General features: G+C 34.1%; 14 protein-coding genes and 2 pseudogenes. 5 read left to right on the top strand and 11 right to left on the bottom strand.

The features are described 5' to 3' along the window. Positions 1-165: 165 nt before the first annotated feature. The 6 genes and pseudogenes from B2C77_RS08100 to B2C77_RS08075 all read right to left on the bottom strand — a co-directional run bounded on the left by B2C77_RS08100 (position 166) and on the right by B2C77_RS08075 (position 8,247). A complete protein-coding gene (locus B2C77_RS08100; protein WP_077703161.1) occupies positions 166-432 on the bottom strand; it encodes a PTS sugar transporter subunit IIB in 267 nt (88 codons plus the stop codon). Continuing rightward, a complete protein-coding gene (locus B2C77_RS08095; RefSeq protein WP_077703160.1) occupies positions 429-2,507 on the bottom strand; it encodes a BglG family transcription antiterminator in 2,079 nt (692 codons plus the stop codon). The genes B2C77_RS08100 and B2C77_RS08095 overlap by 4 nt, the downstream gene beginning before the upstream one ends. 473 nt (positions 2,508-2,980) lie before the next feature. Next, positions 2,981-4,536 (bottom strand): annotated as a pseudogene (locus B2C77_RS08090) (BCCT family transporter). A 523-nt stretch (positions 4,537-5,059) separates the two neighbouring features. Beyond that, on the bottom strand, positions 5,060-6,292 hold the full coding sequence (locus tag B2C77_RS08085) for a peptidase U32 family protein (protein WP_077703159.1): 1,233 nt from the start codon (positions 6,290-6,292) through the stop codon (positions 5,060-5,062). A 187-nt stretch (positions 6,293-6,479) separates the two neighbouring features. Further along, complete coding sequence (locus B2C77_RS08080; RefSeq protein WP_414930270.1) at positions 6,480-7,391, bottom strand: peptidase U32 family protein; 912 nt, start codon at positions 7,389-7,391, stop codon at positions 6,480-6,482. A 436-nt stretch (positions 7,392-7,827) separates the two neighbouring features. Beyond that, the gene (locus B2C77_RS08075) at positions 7,828-8,247 is read right to left on the bottom strand and encodes a SpoIIAA family protein (RefSeq protein WP_077703157.1); all 420 of its coding nucleotides are present in this window, start codon (positions 8,245-8,247) and stop codon (positions 7,828-7,830) included. A gap of 188 nt (positions 8,248-8,435) precedes the next feature. Here B2C77_RS08075 and B2C77_RS08070 point away from each other — a divergent pair, with 188 nt between their 5' ends. Then, complete coding sequence (locus B2C77_RS08070; protein ID WP_331805240.1) at positions 8,436-9,617, top strand: MFS transporter; 1,182 nt, start codon at positions 8,436-8,438, stop codon at positions 9,615-9,617. Between the two features lie 297 nt (positions 9,618-9,914). Here B2C77_RS08070 and B2C77_RS08060 read toward each other — a convergent pair. Further along, positions 9,915-10,201 (bottom strand): annotated as a pseudogene (locus tag B2C77_RS08060) (aldehyde dehydrogenase family protein); the annotation flags it as partial. A 322-nt stretch (positions 10,202-10,523) separates the two neighbouring features. Between B2C77_RS08060 and B2C77_RS08055 the strand changes: the two are divergent. Beyond that, entirely contained in the window at positions 10,524-11,384 is an 861-nt protein-coding gene (locus B2C77_RS08055; protein ID WP_077703154.1) for a DMT family transporter, read from the top strand. Positions 11,385-11,418: 34 nt separating this feature from the next. On the opposite strand, the gene B2C77_RS08050 is transcribed toward B2C77_RS08055, so the two are convergent. The 3 genes from B2C77_RS08050 to B2C77_RS08040 all read right to left on the bottom strand — a co-directional run bounded on the left by B2C77_RS08050 (position 11,419) and on the right by B2C77_RS08040 (position 14,282). Next, complete coding sequence (locus tag B2C77_RS08050; protein WP_077703153.1) at positions 11,419-12,093, bottom strand: LuxR C-terminal-related transcriptional regulator; 675 nt, start codon at positions 12,091-12,093, stop codon at positions 11,419-11,421. A 150-nt stretch (positions 12,094-12,243) separates the two neighbouring features. Continuing rightward, on the bottom strand, positions 12,244-12,828 hold the full coding sequence (locus tag B2C77_RS08045; RefSeq protein ID WP_077706863.1) for a class D sortase: 585 nt from the start codon (positions 12,826-12,828) through the stop codon (positions 12,244-12,246). A gap of 323 nt (positions 12,829-13,151) precedes the next feature. Then, positions 13,152-14,282 (bottom strand): response regulator, encoded by a 1,131-nt coding sequence (locus tag B2C77_RS08040; RefSeq protein WP_077703152.1) that lies wholly within the window; start codon positions 14,280-14,282, stop codon positions 13,152-13,154. 728 nt (positions 14,283-15,010) lie between these two features. On the opposite strand from B2C77_RS08040, the gene B2C77_RS08035 reads away from it, so the two are divergent. After that, the gene (locus tag B2C77_RS08035) at positions 15,011-18,064 is read left to right on the top strand and encodes an ATP-binding response regulator (RefSeq protein WP_077703151.1); all 3,054 of its coding nucleotides are present in this window, start codon (positions 15,011-15,013) and stop codon (positions 18,062-18,064) included. A 225-nt stretch (positions 18,065-18,289) separates the two neighbouring features. Here the strand turns inward: B2C77_RS08035 and B2C77_RS08030 are convergent, their stop codons facing one another. After that, positions 18,290-18,904, bottom strand: coding sequence for a sterol desaturase family protein (locus B2C77_RS08030; protein WP_077703150.1), 615 nt, complete (start codon positions 18,902-18,904; stop codon positions 18,290-18,292). 550 nt (positions 18,905-19,454) lie between these two features. On the opposite strand from B2C77_RS08030, the gene B2C77_RS08025 reads away from it, so the two are divergent. Together B2C77_RS08025 and B2C77_RS08020 are read left to right on the top strand one after the other, a co-directional pair. Then, a complete protein-coding gene (locus B2C77_RS08025) occupies positions 19,455-20,405 on the top strand; it encodes an L-lactate dehydrogenase (RefSeq protein ID WP_077703149.1) in 951 nt (316 codons plus the stop codon). 67 nt (positions 20,406-20,472) lie between these two features. After that, entirely contained in the window at positions 20,473-22,104 is a 1,632-nt protein-coding gene (locus B2C77_RS08020) for a Ppx/GppA family phosphatase (RefSeq protein WP_254843954.1), read from the top strand. Positions 22,105-22,321: the final 217 nt, after the last annotated feature.

The following is a 22,321-nucleotide window of genomic DNA, read 5'->3' as shown; positions in this document are numbered from 1 at the left end:
ATTCTACAACTACTAGATAACTACAAGTCCTTTTACAAAGGTTATTCTTGTCACCTTGATGGTTTTATAATGATACCCGCTTAAAGTTGAGTAATTATATTTCTAGGTTGCTCAAATAACTTATTGGATCCAACTGAGCAACCTTTAAAAGAAATAACACCATCGCTAAATTACTTTCATTAATTCCGTTCTGAGCAACTCTTTATCCATCATGTTATCGATTCTTACAACCTTTGCTTTTGAATTGCGTAAAATATCAGCGAAATCAGAAGTTGTTATAACAATATCATATTCATCCGCACTTACTGAGCTAATATCTGATGCCTCCACAGTAGCTTGAATTCCTTCTTCAGACAGCACTTGCTGCGCATATACCCGTAACATCATACTACTCCCTACACCAGCACCACAAACGGTAACAATTTTAATCATTGTTTTTCCTCCTTTTGAAAAATATCCATAATTTCTTTTGATGATTCAGCATTTAAAATCGCCGTTAGCTTTTCTTCTTGATTTAAAACACCCACTAGTTCTGACAATGCAGTTAAATGTGTTTCGTGATCTATTGCACAAAAACCAATAACAATTCTCACAGGATCATTCGTTCTGTGCCCAAAAGCAATTGGATCTTTCAATGTAACAATGCTAAAACCAATATCTTTTGCTCCATATTCTGGTCTTGCATGAGGCATGGCTATCCCCGGTGCAATGACGATATAAGTACCATTTTCATGAACATTGTTAACCATTGCTTCAATGTAATCTCGTTTAATTAAGTCATTTTTCAAGAGCAATTCACCACTTAGTTTTACAGCACTATCTCTATCTTGTACATCTGATTGTGTAATAATCAGATTTTCATTCAATACTTCAATTAACACAGGATTTGCTCTCCTCTCTAGTTGACGCGTTTTTGTTGCATCATGCTGAAAATACTGCTGTAGCTTATTTCTAAGCTCCAATGAATTATGAACAGTACAGTAAGGCTCCATAATTTGCAAAATATCCAACACAAGCAACTCTTGCCCCTCAAACTTTTCTAATAACAAAGCTAATTTCTGAATATCTTCTTTTGATAATACAGGATTCACATTAATAACTTCTGTCCCTTTAATCTCTATTGAAACGGTCGTTATGACTAAATCAATGAACTCTTGTTGAACAATTTCAGCAGCCTGTCTGGCTGGAAATGCACCTAGTACACGGATATGAAACAAATTTTTTAATTGTGTTGCTAGCATTTGTGATGTGCTCATTCCTGTATCGCAAACAATAATGACAACAGGCTTTCTACGGATTTTTTTCTTTTGTCTTTCTATAGCTGCAGTAACATACATCGTTATAAAAGAAGCTTCATGTTCATTAAAGTTAACATCCAACTGCGTTTCAATAACAGGGATTGTCTGCATTACTTGATGATGCACATATTGGTAGTTTTCCTTTATAGCATTTAAAACAGGATTTTCAATGTGCGTATCATTTTTAAGCCGGTAAATGGCTGGCCGTAAATGAGCCATTAAACCGTTAAATAGTTGCGCATCCTCCATAAACGACATATGAAATACCGTTTCTAGCTTTTCAACAAAAGTACGAGTTACCATTTGTAAGGGAAGCCATTGGTCGTTCGTATTTCCGTATTGTTTCGCCCCCTGCAGACTACTACTAACAAGTTGTGAAGCAAAATACATTACTTCGTTTTCTGGAAACACGATGCTAAAAGCTCGTTCTATTTCTTTTTTGATTATACAAGCTACTTCATACTCACGAGTTTCTAGAACACTTGCAGAAATCGCTTCATCGTTAAGTGTACGTCGCATCTTCACGCGAGTAATAGCCAATCCAAGGTGAAGAATAACTCTAAAGTAGGAATGATCTGAAATAATTATTTGCAGATCATCTTCAGCCTTTCTAACCATACGAGTAAGGTGGTTAATCTCTTCAACCGAAAGAAACTCATTTAGAATAGACTGTTCTACGCTTGTAATTTGTACACGTTCTCTTTTTTCATTTTTATAAATTGTTAAGAGTGCTTTTCTCATTGCTAATTCTGTACCCTCTATTTTCAAGCCTTTATAAGGATAGGATGTTAACGATAATGATTGATCCTGTAACCAAAGCTTCCATTGCTTCATATCGTTAATTACCGTATTTCTCGATACCTTTAAAAAGTTAGATACTTGATCAATAGTTACATATTCATGGCGAGTTAACATGTAATGTAAAGCAGCATTTTTTCGTTCTTCAGGTGAATAGACCCCTAGTTCTTCTTGATCCAATAGATCTTTTAGTTTTTTTTGATCCGATTTCCGAAGCTGTAATTTTATGCCGTTTCTTTTTTGACGTAGTAAAGAGGGAAGATCATGTTCTGCCAAAAATGCATCAATGTCCATTAAGTCATTGTAAATAGTACGTTGACTTACAGAAAAGTGTTGCGTAAGTGCATGGACCGTAAAAAAATGATCATTTTCAATAAATAATAAAACAATATCACGCGCGCGATTATTCATCTATCTTCACCTCATTTATATTATACAAAGTCCCTAGTTTAGCTACCAAGACCAAATCATTGCAGTTTAAATTGCAATCTTTGGTTTAGCAATTGCAATTTAAACTTGCAATTGATTATGAAAGACTTGGCTTGTGGCCAAGTTTTGGCGAAAGCCTCTTTTTCTTTTCCTATAAACCCCAAAATTTTTTACTTCCTCTATAGTCTTTCCTATAGTACAAGTATAAGGTAAAATATTTTATTCGAAAATAGTAGAACATCAATATTAACCATGTTAATATTTGTTATTAAGTCTAATACTATCCCTTGTTTCTGAATTTATTTCATATTTTCCTTACAAATGAAATATAATCAGGTAAGAATTATAAACCTTTACATTTTATGCTTTCCTATAGAAAATCAAAAACCTCTAGCAACTTTTCAATCTAAGCTACTAGAGATTCTTCACTCCATATCAATTTAAACAACTTATTCTTAATCACGTACATTTGTTTTCCAAGCTTTATCTTCATCGATCATTTTTTTAATAGCATATATCGTTAGAAATTGAACAACAATTATTGGGATCCCCAATAATCCTGAAACAACTTCTAACGGTGGCAAACCACCTATTCGCATTAAAATTAACGCCATTACTGTAATAACAGCAGCGACAATTATTCGTAAATATTTGGAAGGTTCCACTTTGCTCATGTTTTCGGTACTCGTATAAGACGCGATAGTATACGTAGTAGAATCTAATGTAGTCGTTAAGAAAATCATTGCAATCGTAATAAACATGATAAGTACGATCGTTGAAAATGGTAGCGACGATAATATATCTGGAATAGCTTGCATGGCTTCATTATTTGCTACCGTATCTAAGACGGAAACCTCACCTGACAAATAACTGTTCACACCTAAACCACCAAGTACACCTGTTGCTACCCAAGAAATAAAAGTTGGAGCCGTTAAATACGTTAATATCATTTCTTTAATCGTACGACCATAAGAAATCTTTGCTGCAAATACGCTGTGCAACATGGCCCAAGTAGCATTATAAGCAAACCAAAATATAGTCTGACTTTCTATATGCGAAGTTCCACCGATGCTTAAGGAGTTTGTATGAAAAGACATATCGACATAATTAGACACTAAAAATCCAACACTGTCCGTAAAGTAATTAAGGATAAAAATACCAGGTCCTATTAACATAATGATTAAAGCAAATGCACCAGCAAGATACATATTAAGTGTACTTAACTTTTTTATTCCTCTCTCTATTCCTAAATAAGCACTCACCGAAAATAAAAGCACCCATACAACTGTAACAATAAACGTCAGGGTAAAGTTTATTTCTATGTTTAATAGTTCAGCAAGATTATAAGTAACAATCGGCGCGCCCAATCCTAATGTTACGGCGGCCCTGCTAGAATGCTTATTAGAAAGATAATATCTAAAATTTTTCCCCCGACACCATCTGTAAATTGGTCCCCGAAAATAACACGACAAGCTTCAGATATCCGCATGACTGGACTCTTTCTCACATGTAAAATATACCCCATTGCTGGAGCAGCCATAACAAAGATAGCAAATGTTTGAAAGCTCCATAAAAACATACTATATGAATTCCCCCACAGTATAGCTTCCACTGACTGAGGATCGACTCCAAATGGTGGGTTGACCGCAACATTTGCCCACTCCGTCATGCTTGTACGCATAATCGTTGAGCCTAAACCCATAACAATTAAAATAGACGCATATTCAAATAATGTAAACCGTGGTTTATCAGCAGGATTTCCTAACACCACTTTACCGTATTTTGAAAAAGATAAATAAAACGCTACGCCTACTAAGATGATTGCATACCATAGATAGCCCCAACTAAACACATCTACTAATTTATTAAATATCGTATTTAAAATTCCTAGCGATTCAGCTTCATACAACGATAAGGGAATACTAATGGCAACAATGATAAAAAGTGCCGGTAAAAAAATTTTATAATCAATTAATTTTTTTTGCTGCCTTCCTTTACGCTTTGTACTCACACAAACAACCTCCAAATATGATAAATTTTACTTTTTGTAATACCACTTGGGAGAAGTTTGTAAACGTTGGCTACATTTTTAACATAATAAAACTTGATCGAACAAAGGATGGGGGCGTCTTTAGCAACGTAGCGAATGGAACGAATCAACTAAAGATTTAGGAATCATGTCACTAAAGCAGGAGTATACCTACGTTAGGCGGCAAGCCCGTTTTTAGTCGGCTTTCTCTTAGTGACGAAACGATGATGACTTACCGTAGGGCGATTCATGAAGTAAGTCGTCTAGTTGCTGGGTGCTGGAGCGGGACGTGGCTTATTCGGTTATGTTGTTATACACAAGCCACTAATTTTATACTTTGTATGAAAAAACCGCCTTCAAGTGCTTTCCATGATAGATGGTGACTTGCGACCTTGGGAGAGCCAAGATGGTTTCCTATAATATAAAAAGAGACCCATTCTCATGATAGACATTGCTTCTCTCATGGAACGGGTCATCATGCTTTGTAATTTTAAATTCAGATTACCTACTTGGCTTTTCTCATCATATCGAATGGCTTTACAGGTGCATCCATTTGCACACGGACTTTCATCATTGGGTGAGCAGCTCGTTCAATTGGCTCACCATTTTCGTTCCACATCTGATTTATTGTTTGATAGACGTGTGTAAAGCCAGGACCGTAAAACTCTACTTTATCTCCGACAGAAAAACTATTTCGTTGTTGTACAGTAGCTATTTTAGAAGAATCATTATATTCCAATACTTGACCAACAAATTTATATACCGGAATCTTTCTCCGACGTCCAAATAATTGCTGCTGTTCATTCGGCGTTCCGTAATAAAAACCAGTTGATAATTCACGTTGTGCCACTTTCCAAAGCTCATCTTCCCAAGCTTGCTGGAATGTAAAATGAGCAGGATCTTCACAATAACTGTCAACAGCTTTGCGGTACACATTTGCTACCGTAGAAACATAGTGAATTGATTTCATTCTTCCTTCAATTTTTAAACTATCTACGCCGTTTTCAATAAAATCAGGAATGTTGTGAATCATAGACATATCTACAGCACTCATGGAGAATGGTTCATCAGTTTCCTCAGCTGAATAACTTTGACGCACGCCTTGATGATCCAACTCGAATAAATCGTATTTCCAACGACAAGATTGGGAACAACCGCCTCGATTTGCATCTCTAGCAGACATATGGTTAGATAACGTACAACGCCCAGAATATGAAATACACATTGCACCATGAATAAATGCCTCAATCTCTACATCTGTATGATTTCGTATTTCTTTAATCTCATCCATTCCAACTTCTCTTGCTAATACAACACGCTCCAAACCCTCTTGTTTCCAAAAATTCAACGTCTCATAATTCGTTGCAGAGGATTGTGTCGATAAGTGAATCGGAAGTCCCGGCGCTTCCATCATACACGTTTCAATTAAAGCTGGGTCTGAAACAATAACTGCGCGCACCCCGATATCTCTTATCGTTCGAAAGAAGTCGCCAGCTCCTTTCATATCTCCTTCATGAGCTACCATATTTGCAGCGACATACACGTGCGCTTCATGTTTTTTGGCAAAGGCAACTCCTTCCTGCATTTCTTCATATGAAAAATTACCTGCACGACTTCGTAATCCGTATGCGCTTCCACCAATATAAACAGCATCTGCACCGTAGTAAATAGCTGTTTTTAATTTTTCTAATGTACCAGCTGGCGCTAATACTTCTGGCTTTTTCTTTAAAATTCGCATGATTTACAAACCTTCCTTCACTCGTTCATCAAGTTAAATTCAATTTCATAAAGAACATTTGAAACCAAATTAAAGCTCAATATTTTTGGAGTCATATACTTTAGCTTATATCTATCCCCATGGTAAAAGCCTTTGTTTTTAAGTTAAAACTAATTGTTAGACTCTCCCCTACAATGCAAACGACGCTTTACTGCACATCTGCTGGGTCTTTTAAAAAGAATCCAGTATCCAGTGTTCGTTTATGAGGATGATATTCTATTAATTTTGTTGTTAAATTTTCCTGTAACTGCTTAGACCAAGCATCATCTAAACATGCTTGTTTGGCTTCAGCAAAAAGCTTTGCAATCTCCACGAATGCTTGTCCATTTGTATAGATACCATCTAGTTTCCATTTTAATATCCGTGCATGCACTAATTTTTCTAAATAAGGTAATAAGTTAATATCATTTGTATCAAAAATATGTGTGCCATTTATATCTTCATAGATGGAGTAATGTGTTTCTGATTTTTTCGGTTCTGCCATAAATAAATTTTTGTTATTTTCGTTTTGTTGTTTTGTGTAACTAAAATAATTCGTAAGTAGAGGTCGCTTTGAATGGTGAATACAAGTTGCTCCATAGACAAGCACTTCCACAGGAATTGTCGCATTTGTAGCTATAGATGTTAATTCTTGATACGTTAACTCCCTTGCAAGTACTGCACCTTTGGCTCCGCGTTGTGCCCAGAAATTCACTTGTTTTGCACTCGTAACCATCGTATGAGGGTCATACACATATGGTAATTGCACTTGATGCTTGTGCAATAAATGGATAACTCCCGGATCACCAATAGTTATCGAATCAACCATTAGTTCTTGTAAAAACTCAAAATAGCCAGGAATTAACTTAATCCGGTCGTTATGAATAATAGCATTCATTGCGACACAGACTTTTTTATTATTTTCATGCGCTATATAACATATTTCCTTCACTTCTTCTCTCGATAGACTTGCTGGTAAACGGAGACCAAATGTATCCTCTCCAACATATAATGTATCAACACCAGCATTTAATAATGACTTTGCTTGGTGCACTGATTCTGCTGTCGCTATAAGTTCAATCATTCACAATCATCCTTAAATGTATATTTATTCATGTATATCTTTTCATTACAAACTGTGTAAGTGTTTCACAATCCACACCCTTCCGTTATAATAACATAAAACATGGTGAGACGACGTTCATAAACAAACATGTAATAAATCCGTCAATTACTTTTTTAAATTGACGGTTGAAATCTAGAGTGAAGCAAGTAGCCAATATAAAAATCCTTACTGCAGTTATTTAGCTTTAACAGAAAAGGATTCTTTTTTCTTTGATTACATGCATCATACATTCAGCTAAATAGCTTGATATATGCGCACATTATTGACTTATTAAAGATTTACTACGAATCATTAATGTTATACCGCCCTATATTGCAAAAAATCCCACACTGTCAATAACAGCGTAGGAATTGAGAACAAGGCCGTTTACTACACAACAATACACAAAATCTTATTCACCTAACCAATGTTGCGCTTGAACTTTATTTTCTGGTATAAAATGCTCCACGTTTGTTTCTGGGAGCAGCCTTTCAAGTTTCACCCCTATTTCTATCCATTTCTTATCACTTACAATTGCCAGTTTTTGAATATATTTTAAATGTTGCACCATTTTCAAATCTTCTAAAACACATTTTAAAGACATGCCTTCCATTTTATCAAGTAGTAGAAGTATATTAACTTTATTATATTCTTGTTTTTTCATCGTAAAAAATTCTTCAAAAAGATTCAAATCCTCTTTTTCTACTTTTCCTTGCACTTCAACTTCAATTGCATTATCCATTTTTGCTGGGGTTATTTTAATCATTTTATCCACTCCTTTTACTGCGGTTTTATGTATCTGTTCCCAGTGCAGTTTTTCTTCAAACATCATTTATTAGAAAAACATGGCTTATCAACAACTATTTATAGCAGGAAACGCTGTTGTTTTGGATGCGTTTTCAGGTTTTATCCATTTCTTTAAGGGAAAAGTGTGTTTCCTTACAATTTCTATTAAAATAGGGTAAAATTTATTTATGCTATACTTTCTTTCACATAAAAAGCGGGGAGAGAATTATTAGAGTGAATAGTTGGAAAAATCCAATATTACTACTGTTATCCATTGGCATTTCAAGTATTGGAAACTTTATACATTTAGTTGCTATTAACATCATTGTTTACCAACTTACTGGATCAGCAGCCGCAGTTGCAGGACTTTGGATTATCGGACCATTAACAAATATATTCACAAAGTTCTGGACAGGAAGTTTTATCGATTATCGGAGTAAGCGCAGCGTAATGATCCTAACATATATGTTTCGAGCTGTTTTTATCAGTCTCATCCCCTTTGCGCCGAACATGATAGTCATTTATATTATTCTTGTCGTTCTGAGTATAGCGAACGCTTTTTTTCACCCAGCATCATCTACTTACATTACTATCCTCGTTCCAATAGAAAAAAGAAAGCGCTTCAACTCTTTTTATTCATTTGCTAGTTCTGGCGCCTTTATCATTGGCCCAGCCATCGGTGGTACACTTATTTTATCAACAAGTGTAGAAATAACACTTTGGCTCAACGCCATATCCTTTTTAATAGCATCCATTTTATTGTTATTTATTTCCCAGACAGAAAATATTGTAAAAGAAGCAATCCCTACATTGACTGTTTCGCAAATCATAAAAGATTTCACTGTCGTTCAAAGCTTTATGAAAGAAAACAAGTATGTAAGCTTTATCTACCTCGGCTTTAATTTAATTATGCTGTTTACCTTTGCTATGGATGCACAAGAAGTCGTTTTTACACAACAAGTAATAGGGCTCTCTGAATTGGAATACAGTATGTTAATTAGCTTAACAGGACTTGGTTCTGTTTCAGGTGCTATTTTACTATCTATATTTTCAAATCAATTCTCCATAAGAAACATGATAAGTGTTGGCATCATTATGACCGCAATTGGTTATGTCATTTACGCTTTCTCTTGGTCTTTTACGTCCATTGTAGTTGGATTTTTAATCTTAGGTTTTTTTCTAGTATTTCTTAATGCCGGCATCATGACATTTTATCAAAATAATGTACCAGTAGATATTATGGGGAGGGTAACTAGTATTTACCAGTTAATTCAAAGTGCTCTGCAAGTCTTTTTTATTTTAGTGATAGGCATTGCAGCTGATATCGTTTCAATGCGGCTTACAATCATTATCCTCGCTCTTCTTATGTTCCTTTCATCCTGCCTTTTTGTCTTTGCTATTTTAAAAAAAGGATAAAAAGATTTACTATTAGCTTAATGATACTGAAATCAACAAATGGTTCAAAGAATGCACTAATATCTACATATATAAAATATGGTTGTTTCCTCAGAAAGAGTGTAATTTCGAACGTTTTTATAGGATGAACAAGTCGAACAATTATGATAAAATTGATTGTTAGCCCTGCGCTATGTTGCATTTGCTTATAGCTTGTGTTTCACTCAAACTACTCCCTTTTTTCATACAAATAACAAGCACAGAAAATGAATCGATCATGAAATGACTTTACTCAGCAATACTTACTTTATTGTAAATTTACCAAACGCTTTTTACTTCCGTATAATTGTCGAGTGCATACTTTCCTATCTCACGGTACCTGATTGCTTATATCCCCCAAATCAAGCAGCAGGATTTTCTTGATTACAATCATTAATCCATACGGTACCCGCTTTTAACCTTCTTGCAATTTGATATCCTTTTCGGATATTTTCAGTCCATACGGCAGCTGCTAGCACATAATCACTATCATTTGCTCTTTTAACCGCTTCTTCTGTCGTATCAAACGGGAAGACGGCAACAACAGGACCAAAAATAAGTCTCTTGCCTCATACTCTTTTTAGTATAAAAAACTGGATTCACACTAAATTTTGGTGACGGAAGCCTGTTTTTCTTATACTATCCTATAGTAGAACATAGAAATTTCAAAACCATCTTCTGTTTGAGCCTTTTGCGACATGAAATCGCTACAATTTTGTTACCAGCTTTTTAAGCATGTAAGATGAGTTGTTTTCTCTAGACATTCAATCACATTTATGAAAGAATATGTCTTTGTTGGAGTACTTTAGAAAAAACTTGGCTTTTCGCCAAGTTTTTATGACAAAGCTGTCGTTTTTTAATAAATTCACTATTTTGGAGATGACAACTATGAGTAACCGTAATAAAGGTATTATTTTATTACTATTGTCCGCGTTTGGCTTTTCTATGATGGGAGCTTTTATTAAGCTTTCAGGCGATGTTCCAACAGTACAAAAAACACTTTTTCGAAATGCAATTTCTATGGTCATTGCATTTGGATTCGTAAAATATTATGGTGCAAGTTTATTTGGCAAAAAAGACAGTCAAAAATATTTACTGCTTCGCTCAAGTTTAGGAGCAGTAGGGATTTTGCTTAACTTTTACGCTATTGACCATTTAGTTCTGTCGGATGCAGATATGCTTAATAAAATGAGTCCTTTTCTCACCATCATCTTCGCAGCTCTCTTTTTAAAAGAGAAAACACGATTATTTCAAGTAATATCGATTATCATTGCTTTTGCTGGAACTCTGTTCATTATTAAACCAACATTTTCATCAGAAATTATCCCCTATATTGCAGGTTTTCTCTCAGCAGTATTTGCAGCAGGAGCTTATACCGTTTTACGTGTGTTAGGTAGAAAAGAACAATTTTACACTGTTGTTTTTTATTTCTCATTTTTTACAACTGTGATTCTATTACCGTTTGTCATTGCGTTTTATGAACCTATGTCTTGGCAACAATGGGTGTACCTTTTATTAGCGGGTATTTTTGCTACTGTAGGGCAATTCGGAATAACGATTGCTTACAAATACGCACCAGCGAAAGAAATATCTATCTTTTTCTATTCCACAGTTGTCTATTCTGCATTAATCAGTATAGCCCTCTTTGGACAAATACCAGATGTACTAAGTATCATCGGTTATCTCACCATTTTCAGCGCTTCTTTGTATATGTTTATGAAGAACAATCAACAAAGTCGACTCGAATAAAACAGACAAACTTCTTTTTAGAAGTTTGTCTGTTTTATTCTTTCGTTTTTTCGTGTATAATAGACGTCAAATACGCTTTTACTTTATGACGATGATTTATTTGTAATTTTTTATACACCTTGCTCACATAGTCCCGAACTGTTTTTTCTGACAAATTCAGTTCATTAGCTATTTCTAAATTTTTATACCCTTTATAAATCAAAAATAATATATCAATATCTCTATCATTCATATCCATATTTTGCGAAGAAAAAAAACGACTAAGTTTTTCTTTTTTGTTCATACACTCTGTACCCAAAAAGTCAATCATTTCCATAACAATTTCATCTGCAAACACATATTGATGCTGCCACACGCTTCGAATGGAATGAATAAGCCCCTCTCCACTACTGTGACTTAGTAAAAATCCTTTTACCCCTAAAGTTAAAGCTTCCTTAATCAACTTCCTATCATAGGATACAAAAATACATATAACCCTAATTTGTTTATATTTTTCTCTTATTTCATTTATTTGTTTTTTTAATGTATCACTTACTCCATGAACTAAATGGACTAGCAGTATATCTGGTTCAAAATCACTTATCTGTTCAATAAAATTGGATTCCCGATCGGAGACTTCTAGAACTTCCAGATCGTCTTCGCCTTCTAATAAAATTTTTAATCCCTGTGTAAAAATGTCGCTTGTATTCATCATAAGCACATTTATCATTTTCTACTCACCTCCAATAGATAACTATTATGGTAAAATCCTATAGAACTATGTTTCTACAGGTGTTAGGCTAGAGGTTTTATATAAGCACACTAAAAATGACATAGCTGTATTCCTTATTTGCTCGTTTTTTATTAACATGATCATGAATTATTCTTTTCCTACTAACGTTCCTTTAATTGCAATTCGCTCCTTACCATCGAGGGTGCATGTGATAAGAGTAAGCTCATCTTGACCTGCACGATCATCCAAAACTTCCACAGCTGTTGGTTCAATTACTTCTGATGTTTTAATTTCATAAATAAAAGTTTGCTTCGCTGTGTGCAAAAAAGCTTTAGAGCCTGGTTTTACATTAGGTAGTTGTCTAAAATGTCGATCGCCTCGATATCCTCTATGACCAGCAACGGTAAAATTACCCTCTCCCGGTATTTGATTTGATTTAATTTGTGTTAAAGCAATGCTTAAATTTTCTTCCGTAGTTTGGGTTAGGATTTTTTGTTTGAGGTCAATGGAAGGGATCTCTAATTCAATTACCCCCTTTAGCTCTTCTTCTGAAAACGGGAGATCTTCTATCGACGATAAATCAACAGCATTCTCATCCGATTCCGCCACCATCGCTAAAGCTTCTTCTAGTGCTGCAACTTGTTTTGCTTGTTTCCATTCATAATAAAACGGGATTGACACGAATATTACTCCAGCAATCATGAAGCAAATACCTATGCTACGTTTAGTAATTTTCATTGCTTTCTTCTTCCTCCATATTAAAACTTGTCTGCATCATTCTGCTTTAAAATTTTCCCCCAACAAATTTCCGCTCCATAGAAGTCATGAGCCCCTTATCGTATAAAAAGGTATATGACCTCTATGATAAATTGGTTTCATGACCGATTTCACGTTTCGAGCCCAACTAAATTTAACCTATTTTGTACAAACATACCGATAAATTAGTAATTTATACCAATACATTATACCTTTCCTTCCTTTACAAATTCTTTACAGTTTATAATGAGTAATTAATTACACTTATTTAAAATATACAAATGTCTATACGTTCACTTCTACATATGGTATTTTTTCCACTGACGGTACCAACTCGTAATTTCTGCATTTGGGCTAGTCCCTAATTCAGTTTGTAGTAATTTTTTTAAATAAGCATATTGTCTTTCCACTTTTTCTGTTTCGTTCCTGAAAGAATACAGCTTCATTATTGCAAAATGTACTTCTTCTTGTTCTGGGTAGCGCTCATAAATGCGTTTATACCAATCTATTGCTCTATCATAGGACGAAATAGATGTAAAAACTTTAGCTATTTTCATCGCTGTTCTATACCATACTCTTTCAAATCTAATTTTTTCGTTTTCTGCCCACCAATAATCATAGTCATCAAAATAAGGAGCTGTGTAATATTCCATTGCTTCAACATATTGGTCAATGTTATTCTTTTCAATAGATGCATAATTAGCCAGTTTTTTTTGCCATAATTCAATATCGATATCGACAGCTTGAGTAGATAAAATATATCCTTCTGTCGTATTTTCCAGTTGAAAATTGTCTGGATATTCCTTTAATGTTTTTCTAACATGATAGATAGCTGTATAAAGTTGTGCATAAGCTTTTTCTGGATCCAACTCACCCCAAAGCAATTCAATTAGTAATGATTTCCTTACCAGTTTCCCTCTGTTATGAAGCAAATAATGAAACAATTCTCTAACTTTTGAAGTTCGCCAAGAGATCAAGTCCACTTCTCCATTTGCCTTTGTGATGGAAAAACTACCGCAAACATTCAGGCGTAAACGATCCTGCTGCACCATACTCTTTTCATTATGAAATAAAATATCCCCCTCCAAGCGTTGGATAGTTTTCTTTAAACGGTCTTTTTGAATAGGCTTTAACAAATAATCTAATGCATTAATTTCAAATGCCTTAATAGCAAATTCGTCATACGCCGTCACAAATACAATATGGATGCTAGAATCTAGTTCCAAAATTTGTTCAGCTAATTCCAGTCCATTTACTTGTGGCATATTAATATCTAAAAATACAACCTCTGGATTATGTTGACTTAAGCTTGTTTTTACAAAAAATGGATTAGTAAGTTTATCGACAATTTCTATTCCATCAAGTTCCTTTAATAAATGTTCTAAAAAATCCAATGCCATTTGTTCATCATCTACGAGAATGGCTTTCAATTCGGTAGCCTCCCTTTCAAACCAACCTACGTTATAGTAAAAACATACTTAAAACGAATTGGGCTTTTAGGTCATTTTATCTACTATGTACACTTGTTGTAGTATAAGATCATAAATTCTTTATCCTGGACCCTTACAACATCCTATATGTAGATAAAAAATCAGAGTGCTTTACATTTAATATACAATGCTTTCAAGACAAAAAGACGATTTTATATGTATCTTGATGCATTGTATTCAACCTTTTTTCATATACTTTTAGCATAGCATAGGATGGAAAAAATCTACATTATCTTTTATTAGTAAATTACGGAATATGTCTAGAATGTAAGATGTTCTCTTTATAATATGACAAAACGTGTTAAAGTACCTCGATGTTCAAATTTTTTGTACGTGGAATTTGCTGGTGTATTACCGTAGTTGCCATCGAAAAATGATCTTGACAACTTACATGAAGAACGACAGTACAATTAGACGTGAATGAAATATACTAAAAATATACATTTTTTAACATTTCAATAAACAGATTAACCTTGCAATCAATACTATTTAGTACTATATTCATAGAAGCGACAATCGCAATTGGTGCTTTTAAAACGCTAATGTTATCTATAGAACAGGACAAGAATGATTACAGCAATCCATACTAAATTAAATTAACTTAATCTAAATTGAATAATGTTATTTAAAGTAAATTTCTTACATTTAGGATAAAGGAATGAACAGCTTTGTTACCAAAGACAGAACAAATATCGAAAACCCAAATTTTTTTAATCATTAGTTTATTCGCTTTACTATTAATTTTATTTCGTATTAGTTGGATACTTGTCCATCAAGCTCCTAAAGAACCAGTTGCAAAAAATGGCATCATTAATTTTCAAGATGTTAACTTAACAGCAGAAGAGACATATCTATTAGATGGTACGTGGAATTTTTTTCCACATTCATTTATCCAAGCTCCTTCCATGAGTAATGAAACAGCAAAGGCTGTTCAACTCCCCCATAACTGGATCAATGATGTAAATAGTAATGAAAAAAGCGTAGCATATGGTTTCGGTACATACCAATTAAAAATATTGTTACCTGAAAACCGGCCAGAACTCCTTTCCTTTCGTTTTTCAGAAATTCTTTCATCAGTTGCTGTTTATATAGATGGAAAACTTGTTTCTCAATTGAATCAGCCACACAAGAAAAATAGTATGACAGAAAAGTACGGAACTTTTTCTGTTCCTTTTTCCCCAGAGCAAGATGAAGTAGAATTGACGCTACATGTATCCAACCACGAATTACCTTTTATGGGTGGTATAACTGACTCCGTATGGTTTGGTTCAACAAACGCTATTCAAAAGGAAACTTCTTTGTTTTCAGTATTACAAATGATAGTAAGTGTCATCTATTTTTTACATGTCATATATGTATTTAGTCTTGTTTATTTCGGTAAAGGGCAGCATAAAAAAACGCTTTTATATTTTGGGTTTATGCTTGCAACCGTAGGATTTACAAATCTGATTGACGATAATGTTATCATACACTTACCTATCCCAATCGAATGGTATTACCGCCTACTCTATTTATTTTTTCTAACTACATTAATTTGTATGTTGTATTTTATCAAGTCGCTGTATATTTTACGTCATCGTTTCTTTGCTTATTTCTTACTTATATACGGTCTTTTTAGTATATCTTTTATCATTGTTCCAATTTCCCAATTTCGTACTTTAGCTTGGTTAGCAAATATTTTTGTGATCATAACTGTTATCTTTATGTTAAAACTATTGGCTCCTATTACGCAAAGAAGAGATCAGGGATCTATTATTATCCTCCTTTTTATTGTTAGTTATGGAATTAATGTAGTATGGGGAATGTTATTAAATGATAACATTATCGAAATGCCATATTACCCATTTGATTTTCTATTAATGAATATTCTAATTGCGTTTGTTTTATTGCAACGTTATGTTCATTTGCTAAATCTAAATAAACAACAAACGAAAGATTTACAAACAGCAAATAAACAAAAAGATGTCTTTTTAATGAATACATCTCATGAATTACGAAACCCATTACACGCAATGATAAATATTGGGCAATCTATCCTTGATAAAGACAGTGCAACTTTATCTGCAGATAATAAATATCATCTAAAACTACTTGTACGTGTTGGACAACAAATGTCTTATATGCTTCATGATCTTGTTGACTTAACAAGATTAAAAGAGGAACGGATCACATTAAAACCAAAAGAAATCGATTTACATGCAATTATTTCTGGTTTAATTGACATGATTGCATTCTTAATAGAAGGGAAAAAAATACAGATTAACGTTTATATTTCTCCTTCTTTTCCAAAGCTTTATGCAGATGAAATTCGTCTATTGCAAATATTATTTAATCTCCTGCATAATGCTGTTAAATTTACTAATGAAGGGGAAATAACAATTGAAGCTAAACAAAAAGGAAAAATGGCGATGATTCAAGTAAAAGACACCGGCATAGGTATGAGTGAACAAACAATGGAAAAGGTTTTTCAACCCTATGTACAAGAAAATAGATATGAAACTAATAACGGTGGAATTGGCATTGGATTAAGCATATGTAAGAAATTAATAGAATTACACGGAGGAACCATTCGTGTAATTTCCAAACTTTATGAAGGATCTACTTTCTCTTTCACCATCCCTATTGCCCATACATTTGATAAAGATGATTATGAAAATATTGGACAAACCTTTTATCCTGCTCCATCCATTAATCAAAGCGATTGTGGATCAGCTATAGCAAGCTCCATTGATAACGAGCGTCAAAGAATTCTTATTATTGACGATGACTCTGTAAACCTTAAAGTATTATATAATATCTTATCTACCGATTATGAAGTGGCAACAGCGTATAGTGGAGAAACAGCATTACAATGCATCGAAATTGGCAAATTTGATCTTATCATTTGTGATGTGATGATGCCAAACATGTCTGGGTATGAATTAACGCAAAAAGTAAGACAACGATACAGCCTATCAGAGCTACCAATCCTATTATTAACTGCACGGCAACAGTTTGAGGATATTTATGCAGGATTTTTAGCAGGAGCAAATGATTATATAGCTAAACCAGCACAAATTTTAGAGTTACGTGCTAGAGTTCGCGCTTTAACTGATTTAAAAAAATCGATTAATGATCAGTTAAAAACGGAAGCTGCTTGGCTTCAAGCTCAAATTCAACCACATTTTTTGTTCAACACATTAAATACGATTGCTTCCTTAGGTTCCATTGATACATCAAGAATGGTTGCTTTGCTTCATGAATTTGGAAATTATTTACGATTAAGCTTTGGCATTCATAATACACAGACACTTATCCATGTTGAAGATGAGCTAAAACTTACCCGTTCTTATCTTTATATCGAACAAGAGCGATTCGGTGATAGGTTAAAAATTGAATGGGAAATTACAGAAGATAGCAATTTTCAAATTTTACCTCTTTCAATTCAACCAATTGTTGAGAACGCAGTAAAACATGGCGTTTTACAACGAATTGATGGTGGGAAGATCATTATTCGAATCACCGAACTTGAAACCCATTATGAAATAGCTATTATTGATGACGGTGTTGGCATGAGAGAGGATAAGATCGAAAGGTTGCTAGAAGATTCAAGTAGTAAAAGTAAAGGGATCGGGTTAGCAAATACAAATCGCCGTTTTAAACAGATGTTTGGTAAAGGATTAATCATAATTAGCGAGCCAGACGAAGGCACTACAGTCATCATGGAAATACCTTTCTCCTAACTTACTGTAACAGGACTTAAACCTATGTTTTGAGTCCTTTTCATTTATTAATGACGTTGTATAACCTTAAAGAGTGACAACTACATAGACTATGGAAGAGTTTCTCTACTTACTATTTTCATAGATAATTATTATAAGCTTTTCTGACCCATTTTCTGCATTAGTTTAATTTCAATAGCTGTAGAAATCGCTCTTCTCTGTAAACTTTAAAAATAGCTCTCGTTGTTATGCGCGCTTTTCTAAATCCCTTGCTGTATCACTTTTTTCTACTTCTTTATGGTCACGATATGTTCCCATTGTTTTATCAACCGCACGATGCGTCACACCAAACCAGTAATTTTCGTTTTTATAATGGTGCCAAAGATGTGATTTTTTAATTTGTTTCCCCATTTTTGTTACTGGTTGAATTGGCTTGTGAGCTACAAAATGCTTCCATTCGTAATACAAAAAATACCCGATGACACCTGTTGCAAAGCCCATTGTCAAATTCAAATTGCCAGTAATAGCATAGCAAATCCCTACTAAAATTATAAAGTTAGGGAAACTAAACCAGAGTGGCAAGAAAAGCAATTTTACATTATCAGGATCAACGTGGTGATCATAATGTAAGCGCTTAATTAATTTTAATAAAAATGGATTCTTCGGTTTTTTAATATGAAATAAAAACCGGTGTATCATGTATTCACTAATTGCATATGTCATCATACCTACACCAATTGCAGCCCAAACCCTCCAATCGTATAAATTCGGAATAGTAAACCCTAACATTACCGCAAAAATAATAACCATTACTGTCACGTCTGGAAACGTAATAAATTCCCTGCCATATTTCTTCATCATTTTCCCCCTTAAAGCTTCATTAAACAACTTTGTGTTTTTATTCTGACTTTTCTATATTTTATCACCTATTTTTTTGTTTGTCGATTCTCATATACATTCTCGCTCCTTAAAAAATCAATGCTTTTCACCCTCCACTGATTGTTAGATGAAAGGCTAAAGATTGGGATGAATTACCTCCTTTCTAGATGTATATAGCACCACTTTGAAGTAAAAGTTTTTATAGCCTCTTACATCTCGGATTTTTCAGTAAACCTTTTTAATAGTTCCACAATTTGCGATTATAGTAGATTACTTATATAATCAAACTTAATCATTTCCATTTATTAACTATACTTTTCCGTTTGTAGAAGAATAGCATTTACTGAAGCATTTTTTAGTGACACAATTATTTTGCTTCTTAACTATGTGAATAAGCTTTCTTTATTAAAAAATCTATTTACTTGCTACTAGTGCAGTAAAGAGCCGAAACTATATTTTATTAGATAAACTTGGCTTTCGCCAATTCTTATGGTGAAATCCGTATTGAAAACTATGTATAGGAGATGGTCTGATGAACAAACCATTACGTAAAGTTGCTATTTTAGGAACTGGCTTTGTCGGTTCAAGTACGGCATATGCCCTTATAAACCAAGGGATTTGCGACGAATTGCTATTGATCGATATGAAACAAGAAAAAGCAGTTGGTGAATCACTAGACCTCATTCATTGTATGGATTTTCTTCCTTCACGGACGAAAGTTTATACAGGTTCTATTCAAGATACAGCTGATGTGGACATTATTATTGTTAGTGCTGGCCCTCCACCAAATGAGAATCAAACTCGACTCGATACATTGGAAACCGGAACGCAAATAATGAATGATACCATTCCCGGAATAATGAAAACTGGGTTTAATGGCATTTTTTTAATTGCTACAAACCCTGTGGATATTATTACATATCACATCTGGCAATTATCTGGCCTACCACGTCATCAAGTGATTGGAACAGGTACATCGATCGACTCTTCCCGCCTCAAATCATATCTAGCACAGTTACTTGATATTGATGTTCGGAGTATACAAGCTTATACAATGGGCGAGCATGGTGATTCCCAATTTGCTGTTTGGTCACATTGCACAATTGGTGGTAAACCATTATTAGAAATATTGCATGAAAAGCCACATCTAGCTACCAAACTTGATTTAGATGATACAGTAGAAAAAGTGAAACGCGTTGGTTTTGAAATCTTAAAACGAAAAGGGACAACATATTATGGAATAGGCAATGCGTTAGCGTACTTTGCAACCCAAATATTAAATGATAGCCAACAAATTTTACCCGCTTCTTGCATATTAGACGGTGAATACGAAGAAACAAACATCGCTACTGGCGTGCCTGGAAAAATTAGCCGAAATGGTATCCAAGACATTGTTGAGCTAAACTTATCAGAACAAGAAAAGCAATTATTTAGGCGCTCTAACACCGTTTTAAGAGATTATATGCGAAGAATAGGTTATTAATTACCTACAACAGTTGACAAATCAAGACTAGGAAGTGGCAATACAGCATCTTGTTTCATAACAAAAGATGCTGTATTTAGAAATTATGTTTCATGTAAATCCAAAATGGGAAAGCTTGTGCTATAATGAACGCAATAAACCATTAACGACAAAAGGTGTGTTCCCATTGAATGAAGAAAAGTATGCAATTATTGATATTGGTTCGAATACCATTCGTCTCGTAATCTATCTTAAAGAAAAGAGCGGCCGCTTTCAGGAAATTGAAAATGTAAAGGCAGTCGCTAGACTTAAAAATTACTTAGAAGAAAATCATTATCTTAACCAAGAAGGAATGGGAATACTAGCTAACATTGTACGTAGCTTTAAAGAAGTAACGGATACATATGAATTAAATGGAATAATATGCGTCGCTACAGCAACAATTAGGCAAGCTGAAAATAAAGCAGAAATCATACAAAAAATTGCACAAGAAAGCGGTTACGATACAAGAATTCTCTCAGAAGAAGAAGAAGCTTATTACGGATATTTAGCCGTTGTCAATTCAACGACCGTTTCTGAAGGTATAACCATAGATATTGGTGGCGGGAGTACAGAACTTACTTATTTTAAAGATAGACAATTAGTTTACTTTAAAAGTATGCCTTTTGGTGCTTTGACTCTGAAGCAAATGTTTGTAGAACACGACGTACCAACAGAAAGAGAAATGGAACAGATTAAAACCTATCTACAACAGCAATTCACTTCCATTCCATGGTTATACAATAAGCAGGTCCATTTAATCGGTATTGGCGGTAGTGCCCGGAATATGATTCAAATTGACCAAGCATTAAAAAAATATCCATTAGCTGGCGTACATCAGTATCGGATTCAAGAAAATAACATGGGCTATGTTAAAAATCACCTACGTAAGTTCCCTTTCAAAGAATTACAAAAAGTAGAAGGGTTAAGTAAAGACAGAGCAGACATTATTTTGCCTGCCATTGAAGTATTCCATACTTTATACGAGCATACAGGGGCTACAAGTTTCATGCTAAGTAGAAAAGGGTTACGTGATGGAATATTTTATGAGCAAATTATGCATGATTTCGGTATCACCAAATTTCCAAATGTACGTGAAGAGAGTTTTAATGAATTAATTGTTGATTTTAATATAAATTATAAGCAAGTTCACCAAGTTATTACCATTGCAACAAAAATTTTTGACGCCTTACGCAATAGTGGGCTTGGTTATGTAGGAAAAATCGATTATGAATTATTAAAGCGTGGTGCCTATGTATTCAACCTTGGCAAGTACATTGATTCAGAGTCTTCTTCCCAGCACACCTTTTATCTTCTAGCGAATCGAACCATAGATGGACTTATGCATACAGAACGATTAAAGATTGCACTTGTCGCTTCTTTTAAAAGTAAGCATAAATTCAAACAATATTTGAAACCGTTTAAAGAATGGTTTGTAAAGGAAGAAAAGAAAAAATTGCAGACCATAGGTGCTCTACTAAAACTGGCGTACTGCTTTGACTCGACGAAGAGAAATATTGTAAAAGACATGGATATGCTTGTTGATGAAGAAGTGATTACTATTCATGTTTACTGTGACAGAGATTGGATGCCAGAAGCCTATCAAGTTGAAAAGCAAAAAAAACACTTAGAAAAAGCACTTCACAGAAACATTAACGTTTGCTTTTGCTATCAGCAATAATAAATGAATTGGAAGACAGGTATCGTTTACAAGTTAAAACAATCGTGGGAGAAATACTCCCACGATTGTTTTAATTACACTTTAGAAAAACTCGGCTTGTCGCCAAGTCTTTATGACGATAGAACGCATCATTATACTTAATCTATACCCTAATAACTATGCTTACCCTATAATACAACAAAAAACTTCACCCACATTCATACAGATATTAACATCT

Source organism: Virgibacillus dokdonensis, from assembly GCF_900166595.1.
Classification (GTDB): Bacteria; Bacillota; Bacilli; order Bacillales; family Amphibacillaceae; genus Virgibacillus; species Virgibacillus dokdonensis.
Note: the sequence above shows the minus strand (reverse complement) of the source record. Positions and strands in the feature narration are given on the sequence as shown.